Here is a 25,327-nt window from a genome sequence, read left to right as displayed (position 1 = left end):
CTTGATTAAACCAACAGGTTTATCGTGGCTTATTCGCCTTTAAGACGACGGTCGAGCTGATCTTTTAAGTTTGCAGGTACACCTTTGATTAAAATAGTGTCCGAGATGGGATCGTAAATCACCCGTTGACCTAAGTGGCCGCCATCAAAACTTAACGTTACGCCGCCGCCAGTACCTGAAAACTTCTTCAATTGGCGCAGGGTCGATTTATCGGCCGGAAACTCTTCATCGAGATCATAACTGCCGCCACGGGCAAAATCGTAGAAAGAGTCCATACCTTGATCGGCTAACTCATCGGCCAAGTCTTTGATCTCGATGTCAGCGCCTTCATCGAAGCGCTCACTGCAATATTCAAACACTTTATTGCGGCACTGCTGACGCTCGTCTTTCGTCAACTCACTGCTGGCAACAAAATCTTCAACCGCATTCATTAAGGTTTTGTTTTGCGCCTTAGTGTTAACGCCTTCAACGCAGCCCATAAAGTCGAGGAAAAAGTCGGCAACTTTGCGTCCCGCACGGCCGCGGATAAAGGAAATGTATTTACGCGAGTCTTTATCGGCTTGCCACTCGGTTAAATCGATGCGCGCCGCCAGTTGGATATTGTTTAAATCCAAATGATTATTTTGCGACAGTTCCATATCGTCTAGCACAGTCATCGATGACTTAGCACTTAATAAGGCGACAAACAGATAATCGCTGGTGATGCTGGTGTAGCAAGACATCAGCAAAAAACCGCCTTGGCTGAAATCGTATTTCGACAATTCTTCTTGTAGTAATTTACTGGCTTGGCCTGAAAATTCCACAAACCCTAAATCGCCGCCACGGTATTGAGTTAACGCATTGGCAAAAGCAGGATTGGCCTCACCGTCGTCGCCATGGATACCAAAATAGCCAAAACCTTTACCGGCCTTTCCCGTATAAGTTTGATGCAACTCGTCGAGCATCACCTCGACCGCCTGACCGTTCAGCAGAGGTTGAGGACGCAAACGGCAGCGTAATTGCCCCTGACTGTCCTGAGAAATCTCGTGAATAATTGCGTGTTCGATGTTAATACTCATAAGCCCTGATAGTGATACTGGGATAATTCCGCTATTATATGCCGCTAATCCATTCCAAAGTGAAACATTTTTTGATTATGGCAATCCAATCGAAATACTCAAATACCCAAGTTGAATCATTAATCGCCGAAATATTGGCTGTGTTAGAAAAGCATAAAGCACCGACTGACCTGAGCCTGATGGCATTGGGTAACTGCGTGACAAACCTGCTAGAACGTAAAGTGCCAAGCGAATCGCGCCAAGCCGTGGCCGAACAATTTGCAAAAGCACTCGCACAATCGGTTAAATCCCAGTAAGTTAACTGGGTAATAACCGTCAAAAGAATATAAGATACAAGGTCTTTTAGGAATAAGCGGATCACTATGGTCGAGCGAAAAAAGCAAATGAGCCGCGATCGGGTTTCCCGGCTCATCAACTGGGGACATTGGTTCGCCTTCTTCAATGGCCTATTAGCCATGATAGTCGGCAGCCGATATCTTGGCAGCGTGGGTTATCCAGAAACTTGGTATGGCTGGGTTTATCTAAGCGTCAGCACTATTGGTCAGTTTAGCTTTCTCGCCTTTATCGCCTATTTGATCTGTCTGTTCCCACTGACCTTGATATTGCCTTATTCAAAGATATTAAGAGGTGTCGCAGCGGTGATCGCGACCCTAAGTCTCTGTATCTTATTGTACGATACTATTGTTTACGCCGATTACGGCATGCACTTGAGCCCCTTCGCCTTCGATTTGGCCTGGGCGGATCTCAATGCCCTGCTCCACGGTACTTCCTATATCGTCACGCCACTCGCCATTATTGCTATTGAGCTTACGGCAGCGAACTTTTTGTGGAAGCGAATAGAGAAAATCCAGAAGCTGAATTTAGGCAATAAAGTCATCACCTTAGTGGGTATCTGTTTTGTCAGTAGCCACTTGATCCACATTTGGGCCGATGCCGCCGACATCACTGAAATTACCCGTTTCGATGATACTTATCCTTTATCATACCCTGCGACTGCGCGCTCCTTTATGGAAAGTCACGGTATTGATGGCTCGTCACAAGGTGACGATGTCAATCACAATACCAGTGTACTCAATTATCCAGAGCAACCACTGACCTGCCAAGCTGACACTAAAATCAATGTGTTGATGATCACCATCGATAGTTTGCGTGCCGATATGGTCGATGGCAAAAGCATGCCATTCTTGCAGCAATACACTGAAAGTAACCAGTCTTTTACCCAGCATTTCAGCGGCGGCAACCAATTTAGAACCGGTATGTTTTCGCTACTCTACGGCCTGCAAGGCAGTTATGGCGATGCGCGAATTTTTAATAGCACCAGTCCGCTAATGACCAGAAGCTTCCAGCAAGCGGGTTATGAACTGGGGCTTTTCCTGCCTGAAACCAATCTTAATTTGCGTTCTTCACAGGCAATGTTTAATGACTTTAATCCTGTGATTGCCAAAGAAACCAATGGCAGCGCCGATGCCGACTTGCACACTGTGGCCAGTTTTAACGAGTGGCACAGCATCCAAAATAAACCTTGGTTTGCACTTGTTAACTTAAAAGCACCAGAGAATTTCGATACTCCCGTGGGTTTCCTTGGCATTGAAACAGTAAAAGCCGATCCCGCCCTGATGCCAGCGCAAAAGGTGCTGTTTAATCAATATCGCCAATCACTGTATTTTGTCGATCAACAACTTAAGGCAATGCTGGCCAATGTGCCCAAGGATACCTTAGTGATTATCACAGGGGTGAATGGCAAGATGTTCACCAGTAATAGTGACGAAGCGAATCGCAATCTGTCACCACAGAGTGTCAAAGTACCCTTAGTGATCCACTGGCCCAATACGGGCGCGTCTAAGGTCAAATACCGCACTAGCCATTACGGCATAGCGCCGACTTTGATGACCCACGTGCTCGGCTGCACCAATAACACCACAGATTACAGCGCTGGCCGCAGCTTATTGCAACCGAGTAAAGAAACGTGGATCTACATAGGTGATAGCCGTATTTTTGCTATCTATCAAGAAGCGGAAGTGACAGTGATTGACCGCCACGGCAAATACCGTATTTACGATGAAAACTATGAACATAGGCTCAATAAGAAAATGAGTGCGCCTGAGTTGATTGAAGTGATGCGCGAAGGTCGACGTTTCTATAATCACTAATCTCAATCCTCTGCTTGAAGAAGCCCCACTCCCTGCGGATTGGGGCTTTTTTATTCCCCTAGCGACAGAAGAAATGCTTAGAAATCAGAGTTCATCACAAGATGATTAACCGATTCCCCTTCCACCTGAGTTTGCGTATCCCCAAAACAAAAAGCCGCTATCCAGAGATAACGGCTTTTTAGACTAGGGCTAAATATTAAGAACTTAACTTACGCCAATCCACAATAAAACTAAGTCACAATCAAACCAATCAACCATAAAATTAGCTCGCAATGAACTCTCTCACGATCAAGTCTATTCGTAATCAATCGGCTTTAACCGTGGAGTAGCGCTCCAACCAATGGGCATAGGAAGCGGGTAATACCCAAGATGGGCGCGCAATCTTTAAGGTTTGTGCCGCTTGATATGGCCAATGTGGATTCGCTAAAAAGGCTTTACCTATCATCACTAAATCCATTTGTTCATCTTCAATGGCCGCATTGGCGTGCTGCGGATTATCCATGCCCCACGACGTCGCAACAGGGAAACCCACTTCTTGTCGAACCCGCGCAGCAATAGGCGCTAAGAATGCCGGACTCCATGGAATATTTGCCGTTGGGGTCGAGAAACAAATGCTGACGTTTAACATATCGAGCCCAGCTTGTTTAAATTGCTTCACCAAGGCGATTGATTCAGTTAGCGTTTCTTCATCTTTATGGTCGAATTCAATCACACCAAATCGCGCCGTTAAGGGTAAATGCTGTGGCCAAACGTCTCTTACCGCTGCAACCGTTTCGAGCAAAAAGCGTCCCCGCCCTTCTGTACTGCCACCATATTGGTCGGTGCGTTCATTGGCATAGGTTGAAAAGAAACTTTGGGCTAAATAACCGTGGGCGAAATGCAGCTCTAACCATTCAAATCCTGCGGCTAAGGCCCGTTTTGCCGCAGCCACAAAGTCTGCTTTAACGCGCTCAATGTCCTCAATCGTCATAGCAGTTGGCACTTTAGGTAAGTTTGCGCCAAAGGCAACTGCAGACGGTGCAATCGGTTGCCAGCCTTGTCCTTCACCATTGGGAATATGATCATCGCCTTCCCACGGGATATTGGCACTCGCTTTACGGCCCGCATGACCAATCTGAATACCAGCGACAGCGCCGGCATTTTTAATAGCGCTAGCCACCTTTGCGAGACCTTGAGCTTGTTCGTCATTCCATAGTCCAAGGCATTTGGGGGTAATGCGTCCTTCAGGAGAAACTGCAGTGGCTTCAACTACAACAAGACCCGCTCCGCCACGGGCAAGGCTAGTGTAATGCACCTGATGCCAATCGTTGATGAGTCCGTCCGTAGCTTGATATTGGCACATGGGCGCAACGGCAATACGATTTTTGAGGGTAATGTCTTTAAGTTTGAAGGATGAAAATAAATCGGCCATAGGTGTTTCCTGTGTCAAATAGAATCAAAAAGGAATGGAATACTGAATGACGACAGACTATCCTTATCGTGCCATAATTAAAAGCATGTACAGATTATAGAGTTGATAAAGTTTGCTTATGATAAATCCACAGTGGTTACACACCTTTGCTGTTCTGGTCGAGAAAGGTAACTTCACCCGAACTGCCGAAGCCATTGGTATCACCCAAGCGGCCGTGAGCCAACATATCAGTCGTTTAGAAGAGGAATACGGCACACTGTTTTTACGCCGCCCCCGTCAACTTAAAATCACTCCGATTGGCGAAAACCTGCTGACCTACGTTAAAGACGTCGAATGCGCGCAAAAACGCCTACAGCAGAAACTGATCTATGATGATGCTGAGGTCGGCGACATTAGTCTTATCACTCCGGGGAGCATTGGTTTAACACTCTTTCCGTTGTTAATCGAACTACAACAAGCCTTTCCGGCGTTAAACATTCGCCACCGTTTTGCCCCTGACAGTGAAATAGTCTCCTCGGTATTAGCCAATGAACATGAAATCGGCATGGTGACCTTAAAACCTTCCGATCCTCGTATTCACAGCACGCATTTCACCGAAGAGCCGCTTGAGCTTGTGGTACCTGCAAGCCATAAACAACATGAGTGGATTGATTTACAACGGCTAGGGTTTATCTCCCATCCCGATGGCGAGGCCATGGCAACCCGGTTACTTAGCCGAAAATATCCAAGTAATCCCGGTATTCAAGACATTCCCTGTAAAGGATTTACCAACCAAATCAGCCTGATCCTTGAGCCTGTCGCGAAAGGACTAGGATTTACAGTTATACCGCAATACGCCCGCAAAGCCTTTGAACGCCAACAAGATATTTATGTAGTGGAATGTGGTAGCCAAGTTGTAGACACCATTTGGCTTATCCACCGCGCGGAATGGCCCTTGTCACGCAGAGCCCAAAAAGCGATCGCGTTTTTAAAGGGGAAGATATAAAAGCTTATTTATTACTCTCCTCCTTGTATGGATAAAGTCCTTATAGAGCCCAAGCCAGTGTCAGTGCCACTGTCGCAATTTAAAGCAACTCATTAAAAACGCGATGCCAAGGTGTTACCTGTAGCTAAAAAACAAAAAAGCCCCATTTTAAAATGGGGCTTTACACGAGCTCTAACACAAGAGTCGTCACAGTTAGCGGTGAGACATCAGGCTCAGCGGCTACTGATTGATATCCAATTCATTATGGATCAATACCACGCACTGGGAAGCAAACAACATCTTTGGCCCAAGGCTGATCTTTTGCGCACCAAGTCGTTTCAAGGTATTAAAACTTTTCTTCGGCATAGGAATATGATCGGTCAGCAAAAAACACGGATTACCCACAAACTCCTGCTCACGGATAGACGTGCCCTTCTTATCCATCATAAACAATTGATAATCCACCGCGAGGTCCTGCACCAGCTTTTCAAAACTGATGGTGCTCACAGTTATGCCCTCATCCACAACGCGAGTTTGCTCTTTCGTCATGCCCCGAGAAATATCTAAGGCCTTGGCAATTTTCGTCAGCAAAGCTTGTTCGTGAAAACCGCCAATATGGCAAATATTTCGGGTATCAAAGCAAATAGTGCGGGAAAAATCATGGGTACTTTCTAACACTAGATAAACGACAACATCGTTTCGATGGGACTGAGCCACAAAGATAGTGTTCATTAGGGTATGAGCCAAAATCTCGGTGTGCGCCTCTTGGCCGACAGAAGCCAAAAACAACTGACTGTCAGTAGGTGCTGATCTTGCTCGTAAAACAAACGCGCGCATAGGTAAATGTCCTACTCAATAATGTCTTAAATGCTAAATGGCGAATGCAAATATCGATGTGAAACGTGTCATTTCACGTTAAGAATTTTTGTCTTAACTGTACCAATGAAGTCGACTACTGGAGCTTAAACGATTATCGTTAGTCCTCATGACCACAAAAAGATATAAAAAAACAAAACCCCGTATAGCAATGCTACCACGGGGTTTTGTTTTTACTTAACTGTCACTTATCTTAATAATTAAAACAGCCTAACAATTAAGCATTTAATTTGGTCGGTAAGAGGGGATTCGAACCTCCGACCCCTGACACCCCATGACAGTGAACCGTTTAATCATAACCTGCTAAATTTAAACATAAATCATGTAATTTTGCACGTTTTAATTACCCTAATAATTTATGTGCATTTACATGCAAATGCGAAATGTGCAGCCTGTGCATTCAATAGCTTACACTGTATTTGACCGTACAATTTGCACTATTTTTAGCACAAGCAAATCTAATCTATTTTTTTAAACGAATATTTCATGCTGAAAATATGAACAGTGAACGAATTATTTGCAGGCATACCTAGCCTGATGACTTTATTCAGGCCAACGTCGCTCCGACTTTATCTAGAAGCATAATAAAGTTTGATCAAAAACTAGATTGCTATGAAGAGCCGCAACACACTCGTTTGATAAATTATTCGTAAAAGCAGCCATTACTTCTGAATTGAATTTGGGCACAAGTATAAAATCTACTGAAACAGAGCTTTGTTGATTTCAATCACCGTTAACCCTCAACACCATTTGTACAAGACAGCGCACTACATGCAGCACAACTCATATGATCACGATAATGTTGGTCGAAGAACTTAATCGTTCTGGCCTCTAAAGAATCATATAATTCTGGGGTTAAGGGCATTTTCCACTTATATTGCCCCATCAATTTAGCCAAATGTCGGTAACAGGTTTCGCGACGATTAGAAAGGTATTCTGGCGCGATAAGCTGGCTCTCAAATTGAGTTAACGCCCCGGTTAAATAAAAGGTGATGCCCTGTACTAACTCCTTTACCTGTAATGGTGTCGCCTCTAATTCCCCTTTTTCTACTGCTAGATTGAGCGAGTCAGTAAACCAGCCCCAGAACGCATTAATGCGCTTTTTAAAGCGTTCGACTTTTTCATCACTGGCAAGTTGCCATACCATAGTATTAACAGAAACAGAACGTAACGTTGCAAAGCTTTTGCTGCGTTTTATCGTTTCAAAGGTAAATAGAATTGGCAACAATACTCGTTCTTTAGCCGTTAATTCAGGATTTTTATTAATAAAAATTGGCAAGTGATTAGAGGTTGCACTTCTTAGGAACAGACAAACTAAAACGTCTTCTTTTCGTTCAAAAAATTTGTACAAGGTGCCAGTAGAACAACCGACTTCTTTAGCCAGTTGAGAAAACTTAAAAGAGACGATGCCTTGCGACTCAATCAACAGCTCAGCTGCATCCAGTATTTGATTGCACCTTAAAATAGATAGTGTGTCAGAAGGACATTTCATGCACTAAACCCGAATAAAACGCTAAGTAAGCGTGGATTATGCGTTGTTAACTTATACCTGTTATAGGGTAAGGATGACTAATCGGGATAAAGCTCACGCAAGTGAGTATTTTATTTATGTTCTTTGTGAGTTACCTCAAGCATACATTGCAACAACAAGTTTTTTTCATAGATTAAAATCCCTTCACTTACATTTTTGTTGCAAAAAACTTTCATTTTCAAAAAAGATTATTCTAGACATAACTCACGAATAAGTTTGCCACTCCAAAAAAGCCGTGACTTAGTTCACCTTTAGCCTGCCCCATAGCCTCTATCTTGCTTGCATACTGAAGTAGAGGGTGAACAACATGCATAATAGAAGAAACTTTTTAAAACTGGGGGCAGGTGCAGCTATTGGCGGTATTGCAGCCGCACTGCCAAGTGCAGCATCAGCTAACGAGTGCGCATCAAACATAAAATGGGATGAAACACGCGATGTTATCGTCGTGGGTTCAGGTTTCGCGGGTTTATCTGCTTCACTCAATTCTAAACGCCAAGGTCTTGGTTCCGTACTTGTATTGGAAAAAATGCAAGTCATTGGCGGTAACTCTGCGATTAATGGCGGTTGGCTAGCCATTCCCAAAAATCCAATCCAATTAGCCCAAGGCATTCAAGATGATTCGCCAGAGGAACTGGTTAAAGATCAGATCATTTCTGGCCGCGGTATGCAAAATACTGACATGTTGCGCCAAATGGCTAATCGCGCACTGGATGCCTATGACCTGTGTATTAATGCAGGGGTAAAGTTTCGCGAAGGATTTAACCAGCAAGTGGGTGGACATAATAAAGCACGAGCGATTCGTACCCAACACGGTGTGGGCGGCGATATCACCACTAAACTTTATGAAGTGGGTAAAAAAGAAGGAGTTGAATATCGTCTTCAACACTATGTTGAAGATTTCATAATGGATGGTCAGGAAATTATCGGCCTCAAAGTTCGCCAAAATTATCGTTTCCCCGATCTCAAAACCGGCAAAACAATCTATATCAAAGCTAACAAGGCCGTTATCCTTGCCCACGGTGGTTTTTCTCGAAATTTAAAACTGCGTGAGCTGGTTGATCCATCGCTTGATAAGACACTCGATTGCACCAATGCGCTAGGAGCGACTGGAGAAGTCACCCTTACAGCCATGGCACACGGTGCACTGCCTATACATATGAGCTTTATTCAAACTGGCCACTGGGGTTCGCCTGATGAAGGCGGCTTCGGTTGGTCAAATGCGTTACTGTCGATTGGTTTCCATAAGGGCATTTCCGTCAATGTTCTTGATGGTAAACGGTTTATGAATGAACGTGCCGACAGAAAAACCTGCTCTGACGCCATAATGAAAAACCGTAATGCAGATGGTTCCCCCGCTTATCCTGTCGTGTTTTTTAATCATGATGACCATGTTGGCGATGAACGCGTCACCCGTGCCGTGCGTGACCAAATTGCCTGGAAAGTCGATAGCCTTGAGCAATTAGCTAAGCAGTTTAATATCCCACTAAATGAGTTAAAACAAACCGTTACGGAGTACAACCAACAAGTGCCTAAAGGTGTTGATCCACTCTTTGGCCGCATGATGGATACGGCTGTACAGCTGAAACCGCCCTTTATCGTCTCGCGGATCTGGCCAAAAGTGCATTACTGCATGGGAGGATTAAAAACCGATTTAGGTGCCCGTGTTATGCACAGTCAATCGTTAACGACAATTAAGAAACTGTATGCAGTTGGTGAAGCGACCGGTGGTACACATGGTGGAACACGTTTAAGTTCAACGGCATGCCTAGAGTGCTTGACGATGGGAATTATCGTATCTGAAACCATCAAATCTGACATGCAGGCTTAAATATTATGAATAAATTACTACTCACACTCCTTATTGGATTCGTATTTGCTGGCAATGTAAACGCCGGAGAGCTGGTCAAAATGAAAGGCAGTACTCAAGGCCGAGTAAATCATGAGTCTCTCTATCAAGAAGGCTGTAAAAGCTGTCACCAAGGTTCAGGTAAGCAAAATGCTACCGACGCTGCGTGCGTTGAGTGTCACGGTGACATAACCAGTATCCCCGTTGACGAGAAAAAGCTACCGATCCCAGAGGCTCATCCGCACAAATCGTTGCACTACAACGAAGGTGCAAGCTGCTTAGCCTGCCACGCTGAACACGAAAAAAAGGCCCCAGTTTGTGCTGAATGCCACCGTACTTGGTTCAAAAAAATGTAAATTAATTATTAAAATTCAAATACTAAAATAAAAGGTAACGATGATGAAACAATCCACTCGGTTTATGCTGTCCATGGTTGCAACTGCAATGGCCATGTCGAGTTCAGCCGCTTTTGCTGCAGAACAACAAGAAGATGGTATTAACGTTGGCGGTGCAGTGCGTGTTAACTATGGTTATAAAGATTATGACAAAGCCTCAAAAGACAAAGGCGGCGATTTTAATTTTGATATGGCCGCAATTAAATTTGATGGTAAAAAAGGCAACTTCGGTTTAGCCGCAGAATACCGTTTTACTTCAGGCACTAACTATATCAAGTACGGTTATGGTTACTACAACATTGATCCAGACTGGCAACTGCAATTTGGTATCAACAAGGTACCCTTTGGTAATCGCGAGTTTATTTCTAACAGTTGGTGGTTTGGTCTACCTTACTACTTAGGTTTTGAGGATGATCATGATATCGGTCTTAAAGCCACCTACGAAAAAAATGGCTGGCATACTGATTTAGCCTTTTACAAAAATGCTGAATATGGTGCGACCGAGAACAAGCGTTATTCGACCGATTTGTATACCGGTACCATCAATGGCACTGAGTATCACAATGAAGAGACTAACCAGTTAAACGTGCGCCAAACTTATACAACAGAATACGAAGGTGGCTCGACTACATTTGGTGGCTCTGTGCAGTATGGCCAAATCTACAACAGCGAGACGGGCAACAATGGCGATCGCTATGCCGTAGCATTGCATTTAGACAGCAGCTACAAAGGCTGGAATTTACAAATGCAAGCCATGCAATATGAATACGATGCTGCAGATGCTATCGACTCCAATAAAATTGGCGTGTCAGTAGTGAGCTGGCAGTATGAAATTGCCTCTAAGGGCCAAGCCTATAACATCAACATTGCCAAAACCGTGAACACAGATTGGGGTAGCATTAAGTTCTACAACGACTTTGGTTTAATGACGCCAGATGTTGGTGATGATAGCTACGATAACAGTATGCAAAACGTCACTGGTATGGCGATTTCTGCAGGTCCTACCTACACAATGATCGACTTTGTTATGGGTAAAAATATGACCTTCTCTACCGCCAATAACGACCATGTTGGATTACCGGAAGTCGGTAATGATTGGGATAAACGCATTAACATCAACTTTGGCTATTATTTCTAACTCTCCATTCTAACTCTTGTTTGTAATAATCAAGTCGATCAGGACGTTCCTGCTGTTTTGATCGACCGTTCTTTTTATGCCCTATTTATTAGGGCATTTTTTATTTTTCAATGTGATTTAGCCAACCATGAAGCAACACACTTTACTCGCCTTATCCCTATTTTTTATTCCGTTTTCACCACTCTATGGAACAGAGTTACAAATGGGGGGATTTATTAAGGCAAACGCACGTTATGTTGAAGGTAATCTGAAGTTTCAAGACAGTTGGACAGGTGGAGGTTCTTTCGCTGATAACACTAAACGTACTCAATTCAGTGCGCAAGAAAGTCGCGTAAATATGACCATCACCTCAAATGAAGTTCAAGCCTTTGCTGAAATCGACTTTGTTGGCTCGGCGCAGGGGAATCCGATCATCTCCAATTCCTACAGCCCCCGCCTAAGACACGCATTTATATCCTACCAAGGCGTAACGGCTGGGCAAACTTGGTCTACCTTAGTCAATACCAGCACCTTCGCTGAAACGGCCGATTTAGGCGGGCCATTAGTTGGTCAAGCCATGATAAGGCAAGCGCTGGTACGTTATGACACAGCCCATTGGCAGTTTGCCCTAGAAAACCCCTACACCTACGGAACTCAAGCACCAGAACAAGCAAGTGCACAAACTAAATTCGCCACAGCACTCACGTCAACAGAACCGCTATGGATTGATACCAACCATGATTATCTGCCAGACATGATCGTTCGTTACAACCAATCGGGTGACTGGGGTAATGTGTCGATATCAGGTTTACTAAGATATTTAGACTCCGCCAATACAGCCCAATGGGGTGGTGGTACATCAATAGCGGCAAAAATACATTCCATAGGGAAAGATGATCTTCGTATTCAATTGCACTATGGTCATTTAGGGCGCTATGTAGGAACCGATGCAGCTAGAGATATCACAGATGGGCAATTAGAAAATTCTTTATCCGTCATGTTCGCCTATAGGCACTTTTGGACCCAACACACACGTTCAAGTATCTTTTATGGGCACACATCCACAAAAGTAGAACAAACAGATCGCAGTCATTTTGGGGTTAACTTATTCACCAATTTAACCCAATCACTCACTTTAGGCGCTGAAATAGGTCGTTATCAAATGCAAGACAATATCACTTCTCTTGTGCCCACAGTATCCCAGCCCAGGGCAACTCAGGGGGCCTCCAACTATGCACAAGTCAGTCTGCAATTCCATTTCTAATGCTAGGGTCGCAGATAAGATTATTCGCGAGCAGAGTCACGAATAAGTTTGCCACTGAAAACATGACGTGATCCATTTCACCTTTGCGGTAGACCAATATCTTTATTGTTAGTGACAGAACAATAATACCAACACAATACCGCCATTTTAAAAATTAAGACAATAGGATAGATAATGATGAAATTAAAAATGCTTTTTGGAATCGCCGCATTGGCATCAACGGCAGCTATGGCGCAAGGCCCACAATGTAACCATGCACAACTTCCATACCAACAAATGACACCGGTGCCTGCGGACAGTACTCCTTATGTCCCACAAGATACTATGCCTGAGCAATGTCGTAACCCAGAAATTGAAGCTTATATTACTGATTGGGAAGCAGGCAAAATCGATTTTAATACCATTAAACCCAACGACAGCATCGCCGCGGATCAACGTTTCTGTAAAACCTTGGATGATAATGGCAATGTCCTAGAAGCAAAAAACTGCGACCCTAAAAACTCTCCCGTTGGCTATATTTGGAAAGAATTGTCTGACAGCCCAGTTGTTATCGGTATTACTAATGGTGGCAAGTCAGATCATGAGCCGCACTTTCATGGCCAACCTGAGTGTTATTACGTCGTAAATGGCACAAGTAAAACATTAGCAAACAATAAATTCGAAACCCTAGCTAAAGGTCAATACTTCTACATACCTGGGGCTCATATCCACAACACGCCAATTTTAAACAAAGAGGGTTTAGGCGTGTTCTACTGGTATCCGAATAATGCTCATTTTGATGGTTTTAAATACTATTGGCGCAAAGATGTGAAAAACTTGAGAGTGGCTGAAGAAGCCTTTGATCGTGTTGATGCCATTCGTAAACGTGATCTTAACCTAGGCCCATACGGTACAAACGAAGCATTCTTTAAAAAATAAGCCAAATTGAAATAAACCACCTTCCTAAGAAGGTGGTTTAGCCCTCTTTGCTCCGCTTATATCGCCACGACCTCATCCTGCGAAGTAAAAATGGAGATATAACATTGGCGCATAAAGCAAAGATCAAAGGATCACAAAATCGATCTAGTGAAGTTGGTATATCCGAGCACACCAATTTTTTGAGATTCTGAGAAAGCAAGCAAAATAATCAATTACAATCAACACTATAGATAGCGTTCAAAATTATGAACGCCCCCTAAAAGCCCGCTAATAAAACAACAACCAAGCCCTCTAAAATCCTCATATGTAGTGAAGCACTGCGTGTCGCTGCCCCCGCAATCAACCGCGCCAGAAGGACCCGTGATGATAATGGTTCGCATCTACATCGAGTTGAGAGTGATTCTCATCACCATAAGGTATCGCGTTCGGCTTCAATCAAACCGTGAGCATCGTCGAGGCACAAAATCCGACCATCTGAAAATCTAAATTCATCATAATTGCACATGATCATCGCTCCATTCCTATATATGCGGGATGACTAATGTAGGTAAAGAGAACGAGCCTGGCACTCGGCTAAAGTAAGCCTAGGCCTAGACAGCTGCTGTTCACCTAAAACCGACTAAAACCTTGGCTTTTACCCTCTTCACCCTACCGCCAACAATTAACACTAAAGCAACAAATGCACGCTATTGCATCCTCCACTAGGGTTGATGCAATGACTCGTCTGTAGCCTTACTGCTGCATGGGCTAGAGTGCTCCCAACTTTTTGAGGCTATCTAGGGATTATCTAGGCCGCATCGAAAAACGGTTGAACCATATTGGTGCAACACACTGAGCAACACCCATTGAATAGAAACATATCAGTAACAATTCAAACTAAGGCAGCATGAGCCTAAAAACGCGTTCAATCACTCAGAAACAGTGTGCAGATCATCCCACTTTGCCTGCTTTTAATGACCAAAAACGGCGAGCGGATAGCACCCAAGCAGGATGAGGCAACGACCGAAACCGTGAGCCGAATAGAAGGATCCATTTGGGCGCCATCAATTCACCCAGAACTGCCAAAAAACTCACCTTTTGCCCTACCCTTTACGCCCTTCAAGTGATAACACAACAGCAACAAAAGCGAGTCATTGCATCCTCCTATAGGGTTGATGCAACGATATGCCTGTAGCCTTACTACTGCATAGGTTTGAGTGCTCCCAACTTTTTGAGGCTATCTAGGGATTATCTAGGCCGCATCGAAGTACTGTTGAACTCGAATGGCGTAATCCCCTTATCGCCATATAACATATAAGCAACAACTACAACTAAGAAAACGTGCGGTATTCTCACTCGTCATCGTCGCACTACACGCCTATATCTGCCCTATCAATTTCGAACTCACAGGCTATCCATTGGCTAGGATAAGATAAGATGAATGAGTACGTTATCAGATACATGAAGCAACTCATTCATTTGGACGGAGTCAACCTATTCGTAGATACCTGCTGTTCACGAATAACAGCTCAATTACTATTTCTGCTCAAGAAGTAGAGCATTACATTTAATACAGTAAAAAAAAGCACCGCACTGGATCAGTGAGGTGCCTTCATTAAAATGGCTTTAATTAAATAATAAACCTAACTCTAGAGTGTCTGCCAACTTTCCACTAATATTGGCTTCAGCGCATCTTGAGCTTCTTGAGTAACAACGCTACCGGCACCAGCAGGTACATCAAAACTTGCCATGGCCGAAACAAGTTGTTCGAGCTGAGTATTCAACAACACTGACTCACCAACTTGAATTTTATCCAGTTGATAGTTTTCACCTCTATACCAGTTATTTACATTTACCAAGTCATCAGTTCCAACGGTACTTATCAACAAATTATCACCATCACGACTAAACCAGAGTTCTTCTATTGAAACATCATCAAAGCGCGCAATATCGATGCTAGATGAATTTGAATCATTATTGTTTATTGTATCTTGCCCACTATGAGAGCCAAAATGATAAATATCGCTGCCACTTCCACCAAATAAGATGTCATTACCCGCACCACCATAGATGGTGTCCGTTAGTGAGGTACCATTGATAACATCATCACCATCCGTACCATACATCCCTGTTGCGGCCGCCAATATCGCCGCCTCATCCAAGTTGCTGGCACCACTGCTGTCACCTGAAAACTCAATAGCTTCAATACGGTAATGCACATTAAGATAAGCATTCATGATGGTGATGCGACCATTATTTGCCGCATTATCTGGGTCCGTTATCGTGACGATAATATTGCCCGCTGCATCATGAGTTAAACTCACCATCTCACGCGTAATACCAGCTCCAAAGATAATTTTATCTTGACGATAAAGACTCGCTGATTGCTTAGAGTCATGACCAACATCAGTGATAACGTCATTACCATCACCTAAATCATAGTGATACGTGTCACTGCCATAGCTGCCACTGAGAGTGTCATTACCTTTGCCACCACGCAGGCTATTCTGGAAATCCTTACCGTGATCACGGTATTCAGCGATAACGAGTTTGTCATCTCCCTCACCACCATCGAGCGTGTTATTCCCATTATACGCACCCGTCAGCTGGTCATTGCCTGCCTCACCATAGAGACTCGTATTACCGCCACCACCGTTGCTAAGGGTATCATTACCCTCACCACCGTAAGCCACGTCACTTCCCGTACCAGTGTGTATCTTGTCATTACCCGCACCGCCATAGATGGTGTCCGTCAGTGAGGTACCATTGATAACATCATCACCATCCGTACCATACATCCCTGTTGCGGCCGCCAATATCGCCGCCTCATCCAAGTTGCTGGCACCACTGCTGTCACCTGAAAACTCAATAGCTTCAATACGGTAATGCACATTAAGATAAGCATTCATGATGGTGATACGACCATTATTTGCCGCATTATCTGGGTCCGTTATCGTGACGATAATATTGCCCGCTGCATCATGAGTTAAACTCACCATCTCACGCGTAATACCAGCTCCAAAGATAATTTTATCTTGACGATAAAGACTCGCTGATTGCTTAGAGTCATGACCAACATCAGTGATAACGTCATTACCATCACCTAAATCATAGTGATACGTGTCACTGCCATAGCTACCACTGAGAGTGTCATTACCTTTGCCACCACGCAGGCTATTCTGGAAATCCTTACCGTGATCACGGTATTCAGCGATAACGAGTTTGTCATCTCCCTCACCACCATCGAGCGTGTTATTCCCATTATACGCACCCGTCAGCTGGTCATTGCCTGCCTCACCATAGAGACTCGTATTACCGCCACCACCGTTGCTAAGGGTATCATTACCCTCACCACCGTAAGCCACGTCACTTCCCGTACCAGTGTGTATCTTGTCATTACCCGCACCGCCATAGATGGTGTCCGTCAGTGAGGTACCATTGATAACATCATCACCATCCGTACCATACATCCCTGTTGCGGCCGCCAATATCGCCGCCTCATCCAAGTTGCTGGCACCACTGCTGTCACCTGAAAACTCAATAGCTTCAATACGGTAATGCACATTAAGATAAGCATTCATGATGGTGATACGACCATTATTTGCCGCATTATCTGGGTCCGTTATCGTGACGATAATATTGCCCGCTGCATCATGAGTTAAACTCACCATCTCACGCGTAATACCAGCTCCAAAGATAATTTTATCTTGACGATAAAGACTCGCTGATTGCTTAGAGTCATGACCAACATCAGTGATAACGTCATTACCATCACCTAAATCATAGTGATACGTGTCACTGCCATAGCTGCCACTGAGAGTGTCATTACCTTTGCCACCACGCAGGCTATTCTGGAAATCCTTACCGTGATCACGGTATTCAGCGATAACGAGTTTGTCATCTCCCTCACCACCATCGAGCGTGTTATTCCCATTATACGCACCCGTCAGCTGGTCATTGCCTGCCTCACCATAGAGACTCGTATTACCGCCACCACCGTTGCTAAGGGTATCATTACCCTCACCACCGTAAGCCACGTCACTTCCCGTACCAGTGTGTATCTTGTCATTACCCGCACCGCCATAGATGGTGTCCGTCAGTGAGGTACCATTGATAACATCATCACCATCCGTACCATACATCCCTGTTGCGGCCGCCAATATCGCCGCCTCATCCAAGTTGCTGGCACCACTGCTGTCACCTGAAAACTCAATAGCTTCAATACGGTAATGCACATTAAGATAAGCATTCATGATGGTGATGCGACCATTATTTGCCGCATTATCTGGGTCCGTTATCGTGACGATAATATTGCCCGCTGCATCATGAGTTAAACTCACCATCTCACGCGTAATACCAGCTCCAAAGATAATTTTATCTTGACGATAAAGACTCGCTGATTGCTTAGAGTCATGACCAACATCAGTGATAACGTCATTACCATCACCTAAATCATAGTGATACGTGTCACTGCCATAGCTGCCACTGAGAGTGTCATTACCTTTGCCACCACGCAGGCTATTCTGGAAATCCTTACCGTGATCACGGTATTCAGCGATAACGAGTTTGTCATCTCCCTCACCACCATCGAGCGTGTTATTCCCATTATACGCACCCGTCAGCTGGTCATTGCCTGCCTCACCATAGAGACTCGTATTACCGCCACCACCGTTGCTAAGGGTATCATTACCCTCACCACCGTAAGCCACGTCACTTCCCGTACCAGTGTGTATCTTGTCATTACCCGCACCGCCATAGATGGTGTCCGTCAGTGAGGTACCATTGATAACATCATCACCATCCGTACCATACATCCCTGTTGCGGCCGCCAATATCGCCGCCTCATCCAAGTTGCTGGCACCACTGCTGTCACCTGAAAACTCAATAGCTTCAATACGGTAATGCACATTAAGATAAGCATTCATGATGGTGATACGACCATTATTTGCCGCATTATCTGGGTCCGTTATCGTGACGATAATATTGCCCGCTGCATCATGAGTTAAACTCACCATCTCACGCGTAATACCAGCTCCAAAGATAATTTTATCTTGACGATAAAGACTCGCTGATTGCTTAGAGTCATGACCAACATCAGTGATAACGTCATTACCATCACCTAAATCATAGTGATACGTGTCACTGCCATAGCTGCCACTGAGAGTGTCATTACCTTTGCCACCACGCAGGCTATTCTGGAAATCCTTACCGTGATCACGGTATTCAGCGATAACGAGTTTGTCATCTCCCTCACCACCATCGAGCGTGTTATTCCCATTATACGCACCCGTCAGCTGGTCATTGCCTGCCTCACCATAGAGACTCGTATTACCGCCACCACCGTTGCTAAGGGTATCATTACCCTCACCACCGTAAGCCACGTCACTTCCCGTACCAGTGTGTATCTTGTCATTACCCGCACCGCCATAGATGGTGTCCGTCAGTGAGGTACCATTGATAACATCATCACCATCCGTACCATACATCCCTGTTGCGGCCGCCAATATCGCCGCCTCATCCAAGTTGCTGGCACCACTGCTGTCACCTGAAAACTCAATAGCTTCAATACGGTAATGCACATTAAGATAAGCATTCATGATGGTGATGCGACCATTATTTGCCGCATTATCTGGGTCCGTTATCGTGACGATAATATTGCCCGCTGCATCATGAGTTAAACTCACCATCTCACGCGTAATACCAGCTCCAAAGATAATTTTATCTTGACGATAAAGACTCGCTGATTGCTTAGAGTCATGACCAACATCAGTGATAACGTCATTACCATCACCTAAATCATAGTGATACGTGTCACTGCCATAGCTGCCACTGAGAGTGTCATTACCTTTGCCACCACGCAGGCTATTCTGGAAATCCTTACCGTGATCACGGTATTCAGCGATAACGAGTTTGTCATCTCCCTCACCACCATCGAGCGTGTTATTCCCATTATACGCACCCGTCAGCTGGTCATTGCCTGCCTCACCATAGAGACTCGTATTACCGCCACCACCGTTGCTAAGGGTATCATTACCCTCACCACCGTAAGCCACGTCACTTCCCGTACCAGTGTGTATCTTGTCATTACCCGCACCGCCATAGATGGTGTCCGTCAGTGAGGTACCATTGATAACATCATCACCATCCGTACCATACATCCCTGTTGCGGCCGCCAATATCGCCGCCTCATCCAAGTTGCTGGCACCACTGCTGTCACCTGAAAACTCAATAGCTTCAATACGGTAATGCACATTAAGATAAGCATTCATGATGGTGATACGACCATTATTTGCCGCATTATCTGGGTCCGTTATCGTGACGATAATATTGCCCGCTGCATCATGAGTTAAACTCACCATCTCACGCGTAATACCAGCTCCAAAGATAATTTTATCTTGACGATAAAGACTCGCTGATTGCTTAGAGTCATGACCAACATCAGTGATAACGTCATTACCATCACCTAAATCATAGTGATACGTGTCACTGCCATAGCTGCCACTGAGAGTGTCATTACCTTTGCCACCACGCAGGCTATTCTGGAAATCCTTACCGTGATCACGGTATTCAGCGATAACGAGTTTGTCATCTCCCTCACCACCATCGAGCGTGTTATTCCCATTATACGCACCCGTCAGCTGGTCATTGCCTGCCTCACCATAGAGACTCGTATTACCGCCACCACCGTTGCTAAGGGTATCATTACCCTCACCACCGTAAGCCACGTCACTTCCCGTACCAGTGTGTATCTTGTCATTACCCGCACCGCCATAGATGGTGTCCGTCAGTGAGGTACCATTGATAACATCATCACCATCCGTACCATACATCCCTGTTGCGGCCGCCAATATCGCCGCCTCATCCAAGTTGCTGGCACCACTGCTGTCACCTGAAAACTCAATAGCTTCAATACGGTAATGCACATTAAGATAAGCATTCATGATGGTGATACGACCATTATTTGCCGCATTATCTGGGTCCGTTATCGTGACGATAATATTGCCCGCTGCATCATGAGTTAAACTCACCATCTCACGCGTAATACCAGCTCCAAAGATAATTTTATCTTGACGATAAAGACTCGCTGATTGCTTAGAGTCATGACCAACATCAGTGATAACGTCATTACCATCACCTAAATCATAGTGATACGTGTCACTGCCATAGCTGCCACTGAGAGTGTCATTACCTTTGCCACCACGCAGGCTATTCTGGAAATCCTTACCGTGATCACGGTATTCAGCGATAACGAGTTTGTCATCTCCCTCACCACCATCGAGCGTGTTATTCCCATTATACGCACCCGTCAGCTGGTCATTGCCTGCCTCACCATAGAGACTCGTATTACCGCCACCACCGTTGCTAAGGGTATCATTACCCTCACCACCGTAAGCCACGTCACTTCCCGTACCAGTGTGTATCTTGTCATTACCCGCACCGCCATAGATGGTGTCCGTCAGTGAGGTACCATTGATAACATCATCACCATCCGTACCATACATCCCTGTTGCGGCCGCCAATATCGCCGCCTCATCCAAGTTGCTGGCACCACTGCTGTCACCTGAAAACTCAATAGCTTCAATACGGTAATGCACATTAAGATAAGCATTCATGATGGTGATACGACCATTATTTGCCGCATTATCTGGGTCCGTTATCGTGACGATAATATTGCCCGCTGCATCATGAGTTAAACTCACCATCTCACGCGTAATACCAGCTCCAAAGATAATTTTATCTTGACGATAAAGACTCGCTGATTGCTTAGAGTCATGACCAACATCAGTGATAACGTCATTACCATCACCTAAATCATAGTGATACGTGTCACTGCCATAGCTACCACTGAGAGTGTCATTACCTTTGCCACCACGCAGGCTATTCTGGAAATCCTTACCGTGATCACGGTATTCAGCGATAACGAGTTTGTCATCTCCCTCACCACCATCGAGCGTGTTATTCCCATTATACGCACCCGTCAGCTGGTCATTGCCTTTTCCTCCAATTAGTCCTAGTTCCCCTTTATTATTGGTTAGAATATCATCTTCATTGGTCCCAATAACTACATATCCAACAGGAAGTGAGCTCATCATTACTAAGCGAGAATCAGAATCAAGGAACCTTGACTGACTTATTAGCTCCCGAATAAAGTCATCTTGCATTGCAAGATCATAGGGGCAGATACCTTTAACTACGTCAATAAAATCTGATAATTCTACGTTGACAGTACTGCCCTCATCTTCAAAACGTTGAGCAAAATATTGACTTACACGCTTAAAGTCCCCAACCCAAGTTCCATCAGTTTCAATGAAAGACAACATATTAAATAATGCATCTGCATGGCTACTAACCATAAGTTGAGTATAAATTGATAAAGTGAGCCCCTGATAAACATCAATAACAATTTGAGCATATTGCCCTGTTGGATTTTCCTGTAACGCAGGTTGTCCCCAAAATGCTTCTAAAATAGCTAATTGTTGTCCGTTTATTTGCTCTCCGCGACTAACAGGACTTACATCTTCCTGACCTGTCCATTTAGCCAAAATGTCATTAACCAAGTTCCAACGCTTAGCAACATCTTTTTCTATCGAAAATGCAGCGACTAAAGACTGTAATTCGCCTGTGATATCACGTGACATTGCATGATGTAATGAATACACATTACCAAATCCTACCGCATCAGGTAGTGCAGCAATCTCTTCAGAAACAATAACTCCATCACCATTATGAATGTCTACTGGGACAGTATTTCTTCTATCGGAGTCAAACCATAACGTATTTGTTAGCCCTGTGCTCCCATCGGCATACGTGAACATGCTTTGCTCTTGATGCCGAACATTATTTTCATCCGTAAAAGTATTTACTGTAAAATCTAAATTAAATGATTGAATATTTAACTCTGCCAATGATTTCAGCTCATAATCGTCTGTTACACCATTACTATTAATATCTTGCCAGACTCTTAGTTCATTAAAAATGCTGTCTTGCTGGGTTATTAGACCATCATTATTTTCATCGAAATCTGCTAATGCTTCGAATCCATTCGATGCTTTATGGCCATTTGAAAGTAATGTATCAGTACCAAATAATTCAGCCCCTCCATCAATAGTGCCATTCTGGTTACGGTCTAATACTAAAAAGGCATCAGTTGGTGTAACCCAACTGGTTTGTTCTGCGAAGCCACTATTATCAAGGTCAAAATATACACCTTGATTTATATCAACAGTTTCAACCGAACCATTACCATCTAAATCAATTGCTAATGGGTCTCGCCTAGGCACTGGCGGCACTGGCGGAGGGGGAGGGGGAGGGAGGAAGCGATCGTCGCTATCGCCATCATCGTCGCCATCGTCGTCGCCATCATCGCCATCGTCGTCGCCATCGTCGTCGCCATCATCGCCATCGCCGTCGCCATCATCGTCGCCGTCACCGTCGCCATCACCGCCGTCAGCACCGCCACCGCCGTCAGCACCGCCGTCAGCACCGCCGTCAGCACCGCCGTCAGCACCGCCGTCAGCACCACCGTCAGCACCGCCGTCAGCACCGCCGTCAGCACCGCCGTCAGCACCACCGTCAGCACCGCCATCAGCACCGCCGTCAGCACCACCGTCAGCACCACCGCCGCCACCGCCGCCACTTGGCGGTGGATATGGTAAGCCATCAAGCGTAAATTTTTCGCCTGTTATAGGGTTCGTGACGATTGGTTGTCCCCCAATAAACGCTGCTGTTAGTCCGGTATCGCTAACACCTTCAGGTAACAACCCAGTTGCTGGCTTAGCTCCTCCGCTAGTAATACTGCCATCTGGATTTAGCCAATAATCAAACTCCTCCCCATGAGGAGTTCCTAAATTAACTGATTCAGTAGGAAGAGTAGGCTCCGATGGATTCGTCGGATTCGTCGGATTCGTCGGATTCGTTGGATTCGTCGGATTCGTCGGATTCGTTGGATTCGTTGGATTCGTCGGATTCGTTGGATTCGTTGGATTCGTTGGATTCGTCGGATTCGTCGGATTCGTTGGATTCGTTGGATTCGTTGGATTCGTTGGATTCGTCGGCTCCGTTGGGTTCGTTGGATTCGTTGGATTCGTTGGATTCGTCGGATTCGTCGGATTCGTCGGATTCGTTGGATTCGTTGGATTCGTTGGATTCGTTGGATTCGTTGGATTCGTCGGATTCGTTGGATTCGTTGGATTCGTTGGATTCGTTGGATTCGTTGGATTCGTTGGATTCGTCGGATTCGTCGGATTCGTCGGCTCCGTTGGGTTGGTAGGCTCCGTTGGGTTGGTAGGCTCCGGTGTCTGTGTCGAATCGGTTCCCAGCAAGCTTGAAACTGAATCAGTCAAACTTTCCCATAAACTACCTGCTTGATCTAGATAATTACTATTTATTCCAAGTTCTGGTATTAAACTCTTGATCCCATCATATATCCACTCACCGCCATAAGCTCCACCCACCGCCAAACCATAAGTAACACCAGCTCCAACAGCAATTGCCGCGGCTAAGGGCAGCGCTGTGACGCCAACAGCTGTAGCAATTACGCTCGAGATAACACCTGTTGCATATACAGCTAGAGAGAGCGCAGCTGTTTGCCCTACTATTGAGGATACTTTTTTATTGAATTCGTCAATATTATTATTGAGGGCATGAACAGCAAGCTGCTCCAGATCAATAACTACCCCAGCGAAACCTAAGGCCTTTACTCCTTTATTACCTAAACTCTGCACTGTGTCTGATAAGTAATTAAAACTACTTGCATACTTAGACTTGCTATCGGCAAGCCCTATATTTAGATCTTGGGTTTGTTGCCACGCATCTGCAATAACGGTTTGTTCTTTTGCTTTGGAAATATCAATAAAGATTTGAGCTTCATTCGCCAAGTGTGTGAAATGAGTCTGCAACTCATTTGCAATGATTGCTTCTATTTGTAATTTAGACGCTCCTGCACGTACTACGGCAGCAACATGGTCACCCAATGAGAATATAGCACTAGTTTCATTGGTTATAGTAAGAAAATATGACTTCATATCTTCATTAACAGATCGTATCGTAGCTTCTAGATCTTGTTTTAGACTTTGTTCAGGATTATTCTTTGTATTCACATCTATTTCCCTATTCATGTATTAAAGACTAATTTTTTAAATTTTACTTCTTATATGTTTTCGATTTTACATAGCGTGTTATCAGTAAAGATGATAGTGATACAGGCATAAGGAAAACCAGATAGAAAACAATTACATTACTATAAAGTGGCACTAGATTTTTTATCATACCTACTTGCATGGCAGGTATAAACAAAAGGCTAAAAGTACACGCTGCCATAAAGAAAGTACCTAGTTCAAAATGCCAAGTTTTCTTAAAACGTGAAATATCAACATACTTAGGCCCTGTCACCCACCAATATATTGACTGTACAGGAAAAGCGATAATATGAACAAAAAATGACACCTGACAAAACCTAGGAGTTTCAGTATAAAGATTTATATTATTTGAAAATGTCGAAAGTTTTAAAAGACTTCCAGTTAAATCCTGATATAAAGTGATTCCAAAAAACATCTCAAAATAATAATAAAAAACAGATAACACTAAAGGCAATAACGAGACGAAATATAACTCGTTAACTTTATTTAACTTCCATTTAAACATAAAAACTCCAAACCACGATATAAAAAGAAAAACCACACTAATAAATAAAATAACAAGACATAAAACCATCAATTCCCTCGCTAACTAAAGTTAGCGACCATCATGAATTTTCTGTTCCGTTATTTATTAGAACCGTATAATTAAAATTTTATCCATATAGTAAAAATAGAAGCTT

The 25,327-nt window shown here is 44.3% G+C and carries 14 protein-coding genes; 8 read left to right on the top strand and 6 right to left on the bottom strand.

Going from position 1 to position 25,327, the window contains the following annotated elements; genetic code table 11:
* Positions 1-29: 29 nt before the first annotated feature.
* Complete coding sequence (gene yejK / locus AC5YB3_RS21245; protein ID WP_006081997.1) at positions 30-1,058, bottom strand: nucleoid-associated protein YejK; 1,029 nt, start codon at positions 1,056-1,058, stop codon at positions 30-32.
* A 77-nt stretch (positions 1,059-1,135) separates the two neighbouring features.
* On the opposite strand from yejK, the gene AC5YB3_RS21240 reads away from it, so the two are divergent.
* Together AC5YB3_RS21240 and AC5YB3_RS21235 are read left to right on the top strand one after the other, a co-directional pair.
* The gene (locus AC5YB3_RS21240) at positions 1,136-1,354 is read left to right on the top strand and encodes a YejL family protein (protein ID WP_011847036.1); all 219 of its coding nucleotides are present in this window, start codon (positions 1,136-1,138) and stop codon (positions 1,352-1,354) included.
* A 66-nt stretch (positions 1,355-1,420) separates the two neighbouring features.
* Positions 1,421-3,208 carry a DUF3413 domain-containing protein gene (locus tag AC5YB3_RS21235; RefSeq protein ID WP_063884046.1) on the top strand — a complete coding sequence of 596 codons (1,788 nt, stop codon included), beginning with the start codon at positions 1,421-1,423 and terminating at the stop codon, positions 3,206-3,208.
* Positions 3,209-3,512: 304 nt separating this feature from the next.
* Here AC5YB3_RS21235 and AC5YB3_RS21230 read toward each other — a convergent pair whose 3' ends face one another.
* Positions 3,513-4,619, bottom strand: coding sequence for an NADH:flavin oxidoreductase/NADH oxidase (locus tag AC5YB3_RS21230; protein ID WP_494526122.1), 1,107 nt, complete (start codon positions 4,617-4,619; stop codon positions 3,513-3,515).
* A gap of 118 nt (positions 4,620-4,737) precedes the next feature.
* On the opposite strand from AC5YB3_RS21230, the gene AC5YB3_RS21225 reads away from it, so the two are divergent.
* Positions 4,738-5,604, top strand: a complete 867-nt coding sequence (locus AC5YB3_RS21225; protein WP_494526121.1) for a LysR family transcriptional regulator — start codon at positions 4,738-4,740, stop codon at positions 5,602-5,604.
* Between the two features lie 219 nt (positions 5,605-5,823).
* Here the strand turns inward: AC5YB3_RS21225 and trmY are convergent, their stop codons facing one another.
* Positions 5,824-6,420, bottom strand: a complete 597-nt coding sequence (trmY, locus tag AC5YB3_RS21220; RefSeq protein ID WP_006086220.1) for a tRNA (pseudouridine(54)-N(1))-methyltransferase TrmY — start codon at positions 6,418-6,420, stop codon at positions 5,824-5,826.
* 772 nt (positions 6,421-7,192) lie between these two features.
* Positions 7,193-7,951 carry a TetR/AcrR family transcriptional regulator gene (locus AC5YB3_RS21215; protein WP_259520258.1) on the bottom strand — a complete coding sequence of 253 codons (759 nt, stop codon included), beginning with the start codon at positions 7,949-7,951 and terminating at the stop codon, positions 7,193-7,195.
* Between the two features lie 346 nt (positions 7,952-8,297).
* Here AC5YB3_RS21215 and AC5YB3_RS21210 point away from each other — a divergent pair, with 346 nt between their 5' ends.
* From AC5YB3_RS21210 to AC5YB3_RS21190, 5 genes are all read left to right on the top strand, one after another.
* Positions 8,298-9,818: a flavocytochrome c gene (locus tag AC5YB3_RS21210; protein WP_219251615.1), complete on the top strand. Its 1,521-nt coding sequence runs from the start codon at positions 8,298-8,300 to the stop codon at positions 9,816-9,818.
* A gap of 5 nt (positions 9,819-9,823) precedes the next feature.
* Positions 9,824-10,192 carry a cytochrome c3 family protein gene (locus tag AC5YB3_RS21205; protein WP_259520257.1) on the top strand — a complete coding sequence of 123 codons (369 nt, stop codon included), beginning with the start codon at positions 9,824-9,826 and terminating at the stop codon, positions 10,190-10,192.
* Between the two features lie 40 nt (positions 10,193-10,232).
* Positions 10,233-11,369 (top strand): hypothetical protein, encoded by a 1,137-nt coding sequence (locus AC5YB3_RS21200; protein ID WP_494526120.1) that lies wholly within the window; start codon positions 10,233-10,235, stop codon positions 11,367-11,369.
* 127 nt (positions 11,370-11,496) lie between these two features.
* On the top strand, positions 11,497-12,612 hold the full coding sequence (locus AC5YB3_RS21195) for a hypothetical protein (protein ID WP_494526119.1): 1,116 nt from the start codon (positions 11,497-11,499) through the stop codon (positions 12,610-12,612).
* A 174-nt stretch (positions 12,613-12,786) separates the two neighbouring features.
* Positions 12,787-13,530, top strand: coding sequence for a cupin domain-containing protein (locus AC5YB3_RS21190; protein ID WP_028759672.1), 744 nt, complete (start codon positions 12,787-12,789; stop codon positions 13,528-13,530).
* 1,628 nt (positions 13,531-15,158) lie between these two features.
* Here AC5YB3_RS21190 and AC5YB3_RS21185 read toward each other — a convergent pair.
* Entirely contained in the window at positions 15,159-24,608 is a 9,450-nt protein-coding gene (locus AC5YB3_RS21185) for an SPM autocatalytic domain-containing protein (protein WP_494526118.1), read from the bottom strand.
* A gap of 43 nt (positions 24,609-24,651) precedes the next feature.
* Positions 24,652-25,152 (bottom strand): hypothetical protein, encoded by a 501-nt coding sequence (locus AC5YB3_RS21180; RefSeq protein WP_494526117.1) that lies wholly within the window; start codon positions 25,150-25,152, stop codon positions 24,652-24,654.
* Positions 25,153-25,327: the final 175 nt, after the last annotated feature.

It is taken from the genome of Shewanella sp. 1311 (assembly GCF_059338235.1).
The sequence above is the reverse complement of the archived record's forward strand: the minus strand, read 5'-3'. Positions and strand labels throughout refer to the sequence as shown.

Excerpts from the sequence above, each read along its gene's own strand:
- yejK (WP_006081997.1), bottom strand. The coding sequence starts at position 1,058 with ATGAGTATTAACATCGAACACGCAATTATTCACGAGATTTCTCAGGAC.
- AC5YB3_RS21240 (WP_011847036.1), top strand. The coding sequence starts at position 1,136 with ATGGCAATCCAATCGAAATACTCAAATACCCAAGTTGAATCATTAATC.
- AC5YB3_RS21235 (WP_063884046.1), top strand. The coding sequence starts at position 1,421 with ATGGTCGAGCGAAAAAAGCAAATGAGCCGCGATCGGGTTTCCCGGCTC.
- AC5YB3_RS21230 (WP_494526122.1), bottom strand. The coding sequence starts at position 4,619 with ATGGCCGATTTATTTTCATCCTTCAAACTTAAAGACATTACCCTCAAA.
- AC5YB3_RS21225 (WP_494526121.1), top strand. The coding sequence starts at position 4,738 with ATGATAAATCCACAGTGGTTACACACCTTTGCTGTTCTGGTCGAGAAA.
- trmY (WP_006086220.1), bottom strand. The coding sequence starts at position 6,420 with ATGCGCGCGTTTGTTTTACGAGCAAGATCAGCACCTACTGACAGTCAG.
- AC5YB3_RS21215 (WP_259520258.1), bottom strand. The coding sequence starts at position 7,951 with ATGAAATGTCCTTCTGACACACTATCTATTTTAAGGTGCAATCAAATA.
- AC5YB3_RS21210 (WP_219251615.1), top strand. The coding sequence starts at position 8,298 with ATGCATAATAGAAGAAACTTTTTAAAACTGGGGGCAGGTGCAGCTATT.
- AC5YB3_RS21205 (WP_259520257.1), top strand. The coding sequence starts at position 9,824 with ATGAATAAATTACTACTCACACTCCTTATTGGATTCGTATTTGCTGGC.
- AC5YB3_RS21200 (WP_494526120.1), top strand. The coding sequence starts at position 10,233 with ATGATGAAACAATCCACTCGGTTTATGCTGTCCATGGTTGCAACTGCA.
- AC5YB3_RS21195 (WP_494526119.1), top strand. The coding sequence starts at position 11,497 with ATGAAGCAACACACTTTACTCGCCTTATCCCTATTTTTTATTCCGTTT.
- AC5YB3_RS21190 (WP_028759672.1), top strand. The coding sequence starts at position 12,787 with ATGATGAAATTAAAAATGCTTTTTGGAATCGCCGCATTGGCATCAACG.
- AC5YB3_RS21180 (WP_494526117.1), bottom strand. The coding sequence starts at position 25,152 with ATGTTTAAATGGAAGTTAAATAAAGTTAACGAGTTATATTTCGTCTCG.